The organism is Methanobrevibacter sp. (genome assembly GCF_045577275.1).
Taxonomy (GTDB): domain Archaea; phylum Methanobacteriota; class Methanobacteria; order Methanobacteriales; family Methanobacteriaceae; genus Methanobrevibacter.
On record NZ_JAZNIB010000177.1, the window covers coordinates 1 to 8,964 of the forward strand.

11 protein-coding genes and 1 pseudogene are annotated in these 8,964 nt (G+C 34.4%); 1 reads left to right on the top strand and 11 read right to left on the bottom strand.

Going from position 1 to position 8,964, the window contains the following annotated elements; translation table 11 throughout:
* Window positions 1–57 precede the first annotated feature (57 nt).
* Window positions 58–438, top strand: coding sequence for a winged helix-turn-helix transcriptional regulator (locus tag ACKI67_RS05300; protein WP_407462383.1), 381 nt, complete (start codon window positions 58–60; stop codon window positions 436–438).
* A 114-nt stretch (window positions 439–552) separates the two neighbouring features.
* On the opposite strand, the gene ACKI67_RS05305 is transcribed toward ACKI67_RS05300, so the two are convergent.
* From ACKI67_RS05305 to ACKI67_RS05355, 11 genes and pseudogenes are all read right to left on the bottom strand, one after another.
* Complete coding sequence (locus tag ACKI67_RS05305) at window positions 553–771, bottom strand: 4Fe-4S binding protein (protein WP_407462384.1); 219 nt, start codon at window positions 769–771, stop codon at window positions 553–555.
* 64 nt (window positions 772–835) lie between these two features.
* Window positions 836–1,231: a hypothetical protein gene (locus ACKI67_RS05310; RefSeq protein WP_407462385.1), complete on the bottom strand. Its 396-nt coding sequence runs from the start codon at window positions 1,229–1,231 to the stop codon at window positions 836–838.
* Window positions 1,232–1,332: 101 nt separating this feature from the next.
* Complete coding sequence (locus ACKI67_RS05315) at window positions 1,333–1,743, bottom strand: pyridoxamine 5'-phosphate oxidase family protein (RefSeq protein ID WP_407462387.1); 411 nt, start codon at window positions 1,741–1,743, stop codon at window positions 1,333–1,335.
* A 65-nt stretch (window positions 1,744–1,808) separates the two neighbouring features.
* Window positions 1,809–3,182, bottom strand: a complete 1,374-nt coding sequence (locus ACKI67_RS05320) for an AIR synthase-related protein (protein ID WP_407462388.1) — start codon at window positions 3,180–3,182, stop codon at window positions 1,809–1,811.
* Between the two features lie 57 nt (window positions 3,183–3,239).
* Window positions 3,240–3,491, bottom strand: coding sequence for a 4Fe-4S dicluster domain-containing protein (locus ACKI67_RS05325; RefSeq protein ID WP_407462389.1), 252 nt, complete (start codon window positions 3,489–3,491; stop codon window positions 3,240–3,242).
* A 167-nt stretch (window positions 3,492–3,658) separates the two neighbouring features.
* Window positions 3,659–5,071, bottom strand: a complete 1,413-nt coding sequence (locus tag ACKI67_RS05330; protein WP_407462391.1) for a carbon starvation protein A — start codon at window positions 5,069–5,071, stop codon at window positions 3,659–3,661.
* Between the two features lie 177 nt (window positions 5,072–5,248).
* Window positions 5,249–6,223 carry an alpha/beta hydrolase gene (locus tag ACKI67_RS05335; protein ID WP_407462393.1) on the bottom strand — a complete coding sequence of 325 codons (975 nt, stop codon included), beginning with the start codon at window positions 6,221–6,223 and terminating at the stop codon, window positions 5,249–5,251.
* Between the two features lie 21 nt (window positions 6,224–6,244).
* On the bottom strand, window positions 6,245–6,679 hold the full coding sequence (locus ACKI67_RS05340) for a cupin domain-containing protein (RefSeq protein ID WP_407462394.1): 435 nt from the start codon (window positions 6,677–6,679) through the stop codon (window positions 6,245–6,247).
* 14 nt (window positions 6,680–6,693) lie between these two features.
* Window positions 6,694–7,395, bottom strand: a complete 702-nt coding sequence (locus ACKI67_RS05345; protein ID WP_407462395.1) for a carboxymuconolactone decarboxylase family protein — start codon at window positions 7,393–7,395, stop codon at window positions 6,694–6,696.
* A 138-nt stretch (window positions 7,396–7,533) separates the two neighbouring features.
* Window positions 7,534–8,532 (bottom strand): GGGtGRT protein, encoded by a 999-nt coding sequence (locus ACKI67_RS05350; RefSeq protein ID WP_407462396.1) that lies wholly within the window; start codon window positions 8,530–8,532, stop codon window positions 7,534–7,536.
* 11 nt (window positions 8,533–8,543) lie between these two features.
* Window positions 8,544–8,964 (bottom strand): annotated as a pseudogene (locus ACKI67_RS05355) (hypothetical protein); the annotation flags it as partial.

The window sequence follows — 8,964 nt, forward strand, 5'->3', positions numbered from 1 at the left end:
AAGAATATTTGAAAAAAAATTTAAATGTGGATTGATAGATTTAAAATTAGTGAGATTATGACAATACAAAGAAAATTTGATAAATTGCCAGAATACTGCCAATTTGAAAAAAACATCAACTTGCTTAAAAACAAATGGACAATTTATATCATTAGGGACATTATCATTGGAAAAAGTTACTTCAGCGAATTTAAAGAAGACAAACCGGAATTGTCCAATAAAGTACTCAGTCAAAGACTGAAAGAATTAGAAGACAACAAGATAATTGAAAAAATAGTGGATGAAAATGAAACCTCCTACCATCTAACAGAAAGAGGGGAAAGACTTAGGAATATTATTTATGAATTGGCAATATTCAACATAGAAGAATCAGGATATGGGGAAAAAGAGATAGAAAAAATTAAAAAAGAACTCTGCCAATTAAAAGAAAAAGAGTAATGGAAATACATCTAAAAAAGAAAAAAGAAAAAAATTCCGTAGAAACAAGAAAAATCAATCCATAAATCATTTAAGTAGGCAGAAAAAATAAAACTCCTAGAAAATACTTTTCTGCTAAATCTTAATTTTACTTCTAAAGATACTTAAAAAATGCTTTAAAATTACTGTTTTTGTAAAAACATTGTTTGGACATTCTGATACGCATTTTGAGCAATGCTGACAATTGTCAATGTCCATTTCTATATAATTGTCATAGACTTTAATTAAATTTAAGTCACAAACTTCTGCACATCTTCCGCAGCCAGTGCAATTTTTTTCAACACGAAATACCATATTATCAACCTTAAAATATTATTTTTTAATTAATGTTAATAAAATTCTAAACCAAATTTTTAAATTATTCAACATCCGAAGAAAACCTATAACCCTCAGATTCCATGAATTTTACATTTTCATCGAATTCTCTTTTATACCATTGCCTTATCTCTGTTTCTTCAGCATCCAATGGCTCTGAATTTGAATTGTCGAAAAATCGTATATTCTTCTCCATAATGCTTAAGTTATTGAGCATATTTGGGGATACTTTTAATGGATTCTCCTTATACAACTTAATAATGTAGATTACCATAGAACTGGAAGCATAATAGGAATCTGGGTAAAAATCAACGAATTTGTCTACAATATATTTCATATTACCCAAATCATTTGCTTCGCATTCTAACTTAAATCCTTTAATCAAATCCAATTCACCTGGCTTTTTTAGATTTCCTATGAAATTGCTTAATCGATTCATAAATACACATCTTTACTTAAAATAGAGCAAATAAATAATTTGATAAAAAAATAAAAAATAAAAGAAAAAATGAAAAGAATATAAATAAATAAAATCAATTTTTAGAAATTATAGGATTCATTGATTTTACCGGTTACATCACGGATTTCCGCAGTAGCTTCTTCCAAGTGGAAAATAGCCATTTTAAAACCGGTTTCATCATTATAGATTCCTTGCAAGAATTCATTTCCAGCAACTATAGCATCTGCCATATCATAGGTTTCTTCAAATACCGCTTTTCCATAGTATCTTAGGAAATCAGTTTCAACAAGTGCTACAATTTCAACATAAGGATTTGCTTCCATTTGTTTGTAGACATCCTTATGGTTTCCTACACCAAAGTAAAGCTTACCATCTTTTAGAAGATGGAAACCTAAAGGTCTGTTCTTTGGTTTGTCTCCATCAACAGTTGCTAAGAAAAACACACCTGCTTCATTCATAAATTCATCTATTCTTTCTGCACCTTCTGCCATTTATATCACCTATTTAATTTTTAGAATAAAAATCTATAAAAATAAAAAATTTAAAAAATAATTTATCATTTATTATTAGATAAAATATAATCAATAACTCTTTCTTTTTTCTTGATGGACTCATCAGCTGCCTTTTGGACTTTTTCCTTCATGATTTCAAAGTCTTCTGGAGTTGTATCTCCAACAAGTTTTTTGATTTTAGTGTATGCAGCTTCTCTGAATAAAGGAACTAAAGTTTCTTCTGTTCCATCTTCCTTAAGAAGAATAGGGGAACCTTTATCGTTTACCTCACCGATTTCAGTAATGTAAACACCAACATCAGAAACTACCTTTTTAACATCTTCAGCAATTTCTGGAGGAACTACAAGCATAAGAGAGTCTGTAGAAACTCCAAGAGGATCAATATCCAAATCTTCAAGCATATTCAATACATTTGGAGCTACAGTGGACTTGATTTTATCATGGTAGAACTCCAATCCTACACCGGTTGTTTCACAAATCTCATGAGCATCTCCTCTAAGGCCACCATTGGTTACATCGGTCATTGCATGAACATCCTTAACGAGATCTGCTGCAAACAATGCCTTTGAAGCCTTAACGAAACTGATGTTCATTGTATCCCATACAACATCGAAGTAACCGTTATATAGTGCGGTTGTAGTGATTGTTCCACCACCTGCACCTTCTGTCATGAGAATGATATCCCCTTCAGTTGCTCCTTTTCTTGCAGTTGGAGGGTACTGTGAAACACCTACGCTTCCTACACAGCTGACTAACCTATCACCAAGCACCATATCCCCACCTACACGCAAGGTACTTCCTGCAACGAGAGGAACATCAATAAGCTCTGATACTGCACATACACCTGCAGTATAGTCAAAGAGTTTGCCTATGTCTCCATCGTCAGCCAAGTGAAGGTCACTTAAGATTGCCACTGGGTCTGCACCCATTACACAGACATCCCTTAAAGTAGCTCTTGTTACATGGAAACCACCTAAAAATGGATATTCGCTGAGTCTTGAGTGAATTCCATCAACAGCAGTTGTTACATAAACATCATCTCCAGGTGCTGGAACCTTAACAACTCCTCCATCATCCTGGGCATTTGGGTCAACTACAGATTGGACATTTGTACTTTTGACAATCTGTGCAATCTTTCTATGTACAAAGAAGTCTCCTGCACCACGAGAACCTACACCCATCTTCCCCATGCCAACATTTGCCTTTGGCACAGTAATGATGTCCTTTAAGAATTCGTCTTCAGTATTGTTAAGCTCCATTGTGGTCTTGACTTCATCGATGACACTTTCAGCCATCAATATGGAATGTTCATCTGAAATGTCCTTAAATTCTCTTATTCTTTCTGCAAGGATAGACTTAAGCTCTTCTTCATCTTCACCTTTTGTAAGTCTTCCTCTTACAAAACCTTCTATATCCATGTTTACACCATTTTAGATAAAATATTAATTGAAAACCAATTTAAAAATATGATAGAATTATGATTCAAAATTTACAAAATTTATACACTGATTCGGACAAGCTGCGACACAGACCTTACAGTCTCTGCAAACAAAACCCTCTTTAAGTGATGATTTGCCGTCCTTAATAATAAAACTGTTATTTGGACAGACTGATACGCATCTCTGGCAAGCTTTACAATTTTCTCTATTGATCTCAATATGAGACTCTTGAGATTCTTCCTTAACTTCTTTAACTTTATCTTTCTTAAAAAATGAAAATAATCCCATAAACTTACTTTATTAAAACAAATTAATAAGTTTTTATTAATGAATTTAAAATAAGTGAAAAAATAAGAAAAGGAAAAATTAATTAAAAAATCAATAACTTTCTAATTAAATAAAAAAAAGATTAAAAAAAGATTAAAAAAAGTAAAAATAAAAAGAAAGGATTCAAATTATACTTCATTTAAATCCTTTGATGATTTCCTGTACTTTAAAACAAAGTACACACTGAAAATAGCGGTTATGATTACAGAAATCAGATTAGCTACAAATGAATCCAATCTCAATCCTTCTGGGGCTTGTAGAATATATGCAATAGCGATTACCAAACATACAATAGCAGGAGCGAAAGTGATAATGAAATGCTTTTTATTTTCAATCAGATAGACAGTTGCAGCCAACAATACTGCTACAGCTATGAACAGTTGAGCCCAAGCCATATATCTCCAAATCAATGAAAAATCAACGAATGTCAATGCAAATGATATGATAAATAAAGGCAATGCTATTTTCACCCTTGACATTAAAGTCTTTTGATCCAATTTAAAACCGTCTGCTACAGTTATTCTAGCAGCACGTAGAGCGGTATCTCCAGTAGTGATTGGACATATTACAACACCAATGATGGTGAGGACTAAACCAATAGGGCCAACCAATGTTGTAGCTATCTCATTTACTCCAACTGCTGGTGTAGCACCATAAATAACCGCCAATTGAGGTTGTCCATGGAAAAATGCCATAGCAATAGCTGCCCAAATCAATGCAAGTATTCCCTCTACAACCATTGCACCATAAAATACCAAACGCATATCCTTTTCATTTTCCATACATCTTGCAACGATTGGAGATTGGGATGAATGGAAACCTGAAATTGCACCACAAGCAATAGTAACAAATAAGAATGGGAAGATAGATTTTGTAGTTAAATAAAGCCCAGGAGTTGTAAATTCAGGAATTGTATAATTAGGATTCAACAATAATGCAGAAATCATAACAACAGCCATTATAAGGAAAACAATTCCAAATATCGGATAGATCTTACCAATAATCTTATCAACAGGAAGCAAAGTAGCTATAAGGAAATATGCAAAAATAATTACTAGCAAGATATGTGTTTCAACACCTGTCAAACTTGAAAGCAAATCTGCAGAACCTGTTGCAAAAACAGCTCCCACAAGAATACCTGTAACGACTATAATAAAACCAACGATTTTTCTAACTTTATCGCCTAAATACTCACTTATGATATCAGGCATAGATAAACCATCTTTACGTACGGACATGACTCCGGAGAAGAAATCATGAACTCCACCAATGAATATTGTACCGAGCACAATCCATAAAAATGCAGCAGGACCGAATAAAGCTCCTTGAATAGCTCCGAATATAGGACCTAAACCTGCAATATTAAGAAAGTGAATCAATAGGTTCTTATATTTATTCATTGGAACATAATCTACGCCATTTTCTAATCTGTAGGCAGGTGTCACATGAGTTTCATCAACACCAACGATACGTTCTAAAAAACGACCATAAATAAAATATGATAAAATTAATGCTAATAAACAAATAAAAAATGAAATCATACTACTATATTACCAATATAACCTTTAAATAATTATTGATAAGTCAGTAAAGTAAAAACTAAACCAAAAAATTAAAAAAAATAATAAAAAATGAAAAGAGTTAGCAATTTGCTAACTATAAATCAATAAGAAATTCAATGAATAATATTAATCACAAATATTAATCATAAAATCCTATTACAAATATTGATTATAAAACTCTTCTATTTTATCAAATGGAATAATGTCCATATCATCATACAGATCGGTATGCACTGCATCTGGGATGATTAACAATTCCTTATTGTCACCAGTCAATTTCTCAAACTCATCTTTAGAGAAATAACATGAATGAGCCTTTTCACCATGAATAATCAATACTGCAGAGCGAATTTCATCGCTATATGCAATGATTGGCTGGGAAATGAAAGACATGCATCCAATAGCTGTCCATCCATCATTGGAATTTAGTGAACGTTTATGATATCCCCTTTCAGTTTTATAATAGTCATAATAATCCTTTACAAAGAATGGAGCGTCATCTGGAAGTGGATCTACAACTCCTCCACCCATTGCATATTCACCATTTTTATAATCTTCAGTTCTTTGATTGTTTAAAGCCACCTTCATTTCATATCTTGCATCTGGACTGTCCGCTTCATCAAAATATCCTTTTGCATTTATACGAGTCATATTATACATGGTAGAAGTTACAGTAGCTTTAACTCTTGTATCAATGGATGCTGCATTGAGAGCCATTCCTCCCCATCCACAAATACCCAAGATTCCGATTCTATCTGCATCAACTTCATCGCTTGTTGACAAATAGTCTACAGCAGCTTGGAAATCTTCGGTGTTGATGTCTGGAGATGCCATGTAACGAGGAGCCCCTCCACTTTCACCAGTGAATGAAGGGTCAAAAGCAATAGTCAAGAAACCTCTGCTTGCCAATTCTTGAGCATAAAGGCCAGAGGATTGCTCTTTAATAGCACCAAATGGACCACTGATAGCTATTGCAGGCAATTTGCCTTCTGCACCTTTTGGCTTGTATAAGTCTGCAGCTAAAGTAATTCCATATTTGTTTATAAAAGTAATTTTTCTATGGTCTACATCATCATTTTTAGGGAAAACCTTATCCCATTCCTCAGTTAATTCTAATTTTTCACATTTCATTTTATCACATTTAATTAAGTACTATAATTTACTATAATATTCATCATCTACTTCTTCTAACCATTCAGAACCGGTATCTTCACCAGGAACTTCTACAGCAACATGTGCAAACCAGGAGTCTGCTTTAGCTCCATGCCAATGCTTTACATTAGGTTGAATTGTAATGACTGTTCCAGGAACAAGACTTACAGGGCCTTTGCCTTCTTCCTGATACCATCCTTCACCAGCTGTACAAATCAAGATTTGACCTCCTCCACTACTCGCCTTATGGATGTGCCAATTGTTTCTGCATCCTGGCTCAAATGTAACATTTGCTACGAAAACAGCAGATTCTCCAAATTCATTCAATGGGTTCAAATAAGAATTTCCTATAAAATATTGTGCAAAAGCATCATTCGGAAGACCTATTCCAAATGTATTTACCTTTTCAAATTCTTCTTTATTTTCATATTTCATATTATTCCTCATAATTATTCTTCTAATTGTTCAGCAACCTTATTAATTATAGTTATAGCATTTAAAGACCTTGGATAACCAATATATGGGACCATTTGGGAAACCACATCAATCAAAAAGTCTTTGCCATTGCCATGCATGAAATTAGCAGAAGTGTGTGCCATAAGCTGACCTTCACATCCTCCTAAAGAGGCCAAAAAGCAAAATGTGATGAGCTCACGTGTCTTATAATCAAGTCCCTCTCTTGTATAATAATCTCCAAAGCAATTATCTGCAAGAAAACGATTGATATCACTTGCTTTCCAGAAATCTTTCATCTGTTCACCGAATAAATCCACTTGAGCTTGGGAGCCCTTCTCCAATCTATTTTCAGGAGTGGTGGTTGATTGGCCTGGAAGAGGAAGTTCAACTCCCTCAACTTTCATCACTTCATTTGCCACCCCAATAAATGGATACACTCTGCCAATACCCAAATAAGCTGTAGATTGATAGATAATCTCCTTAATTTCTAAAGGGGATAAAGCTTTAAGTGCAAGTGGAAGAATTGCCCTAAATTCGTCTACTCCTTGACATCCAAGAAGACTTGCTAAAATCACAACATATCTTGTTTTTTCATCAATATCATTAGATCCCGGCACTTCACTAAAAGCAAATTCATCAAAAAGCTGTGTAAATTCAGGATCTAATCTCTTTTCTTCATCATTAAAATTTGACATAATATGACCTCAACCATATATAAACTTAGTTAATTTCATTTAGTTATATTTAATTATTTATTATTAATGCTTTTTAAAAAATTGAAATGAATGGAAATGAAAAAAAAGAAAAAATAGGTGGTTTAAGATATATTAAACCTATTTTAAAGCTTCCTCTACAGCCACTGCAACTGCTACAGTTGCACCAACCATAGGGTTGTTACCCATACCAATGAGTCCCATCATTTCCACATGAGCAGGTACGGAACTTGAACCGGCAAATTGAGCATCAGAATGCATTCTTCCTAAAGTGTCTGTCATACCATAGGATGCAGGACCCGCAGCCATATTGTCAGGGTGCAAAGTTCTACCGGTTCCTCCACCAGATGCAACAGAGAAGTATTTTTTGCCTTGCAATACACACTCTTTTTTATAGGTTCCAGCTACTGGGTGTTGGAATCTTGTAGGGTTTGTTGAGTTACCTGTGATTGATACATCAACTCCTTCAAGGTGCATGATAGCCACACCTTCCCTTACATCATCTGCACCGTAACATCTTACTTTAGCTCTTTCACCATCGGAGTAAGCCTTTTCTCTGACTATCTTAACTTCTCCAGTAAAGTAGTCAAACTCGGTTTGAACATAAGTGAATCCGTTGATTCTTGAGATGATCAATGCTGCATCTTTTCCTAAACCATTTAAAATGACTCTTAAAGGTTGTTTTCTAACCTTATTTGCAGAGTTAGCAATACCGATTGCACCTTCTGCTGCAGCAAAACTTTCATGCCCTGCCAAGAATGCGAAACATTCACTTTCTTCACTAAGCAACATGGAAGCAAGGTTACCATGACCTAAACCAACTTTTCTGTCATCTGCAACACTTCCAGGAATACAGAATGCCTGCAATGCTTCACCGATAGCAGTTGCTGCATCACTTGCCTTTTTGCAGTCCTTTTTAATTGCAATAGCTGCACCGAGAGTATAAGCCCAACAAGCGTTTTCAAAACATATAGGTTGAACTGACTTTACAATTTCATAAGGATCAAAGCCTTTTTCATTACAAATAGCCTTTGCCTCTTCGAAGTCTTTAATGCCATATTTTTCAAAAATAGGAACTATCTGATCTATTCTTCTTTCATAACTTTCAAATAAACTCATAATAATTCCTCCTATTCCTTCCTTGGGTCAATTGTCTTAACCCCATCATCAAATCTTCCATATTGACCGCTTGCCTTTTCGATTGCTTCTGCAGGGTCTGTTCCATCTTTAATAAGGTCAAGCATTACACCCATATTGATGTATTTGTATCCGATGATTTCATCATCTTCGTCAAGCGCTATTTCAGTAATGTAACCTTCAGTAAGTTCCAAGTATCTTGGTCCTTTTGCTTTTGTTGAGTAGATGGTTCCAACCTGGGATCTGTGACCTTTACCTAAGTCTTCAAGGCCCGCTCCAATTGGGAGTCCGCCTTCAGAAAATGCTGATTGAGTTCTTCCATAAACGATTTGGAGGAAGAGTTCTCTCATAGCGGTATTTATAGCATCACATACAAGGTCTGTATTCAATGCTTCAAGGATTGTCTTTCCAACA

What these genes read in the sequence shown, in the direction of transcription:
- ACKI67_RS05300 (WP_407462383.1), top strand. Translation starts at nt 58, where the DNA reads ATGACAATACAAAGAAAATTTGATAAATTGCCAGAATACTGCCAATTT.
- ACKI67_RS05305 (WP_407462384.1), bottom strand. Translation starts at nt 771, where the DNA reads ATGGTATTTCGTGTTGAAAAAAATTGCACTGGCTGCGGAAGATGTGCA.
- ACKI67_RS05310 (WP_407462385.1), bottom strand. Translation starts at nt 1,231, where the DNA reads ATGAATCGATTAAGCAATTTCATAGGAAATCTAAAAAAGCCAGGTGAA.
- ACKI67_RS05315 (WP_407462387.1), bottom strand. Translation starts at nt 1,743, where the DNA reads ATGGCAGAAGGTGCAGAAAGAATAGATGAATTTATGAATGAAGCAGGT.
- ACKI67_RS05320 (WP_407462388.1), bottom strand. Translation starts at nt 3,182, where the DNA reads ATGGATATAGAAGGTTTTGTAAGAGGAAGACTTACAAAAGGTGAAGAT.
- ACKI67_RS05325 (WP_407462389.1), bottom strand. Translation starts at nt 3,491, where the DNA reads ATGGGATTATTTTCATTTTTTAAGAAAGATAAAGTTAAAGAAGTTAAG.
- ACKI67_RS05330 (WP_407462391.1), bottom strand. Translation starts at nt 5,071, where the DNA reads ATGATTTCATTTTTTATTTGTTTATTAGCATTAATTTTATCATATTTT.
- ACKI67_RS05335 (WP_407462393.1), bottom strand. Translation starts at nt 6,223, where the DNA reads ATGAAATGTGAAAAATTAGAATTAACTGAGGAATGGGATAAGGTTTTC.
- ACKI67_RS05340 (WP_407462394.1), bottom strand. Translation starts at nt 6,679, where the DNA reads ATGAAATATGAAAATAAAGAAGAATTTGAAAAGGTAAATACATTTGGA.
- ACKI67_RS05345 (WP_407462395.1), bottom strand. Translation starts at nt 7,395, where the DNA reads ATGTCAAATTTTAATGATGAAGAAAAGAGATTAGATCCTGAATTTACA.
- ACKI67_RS05350 (WP_407462396.1), bottom strand. Translation starts at nt 8,532, where the DNA reads ATGAGTTTATTTGAAAGTTATGAAAGAAGAATAGATCAGATAGTTCCT.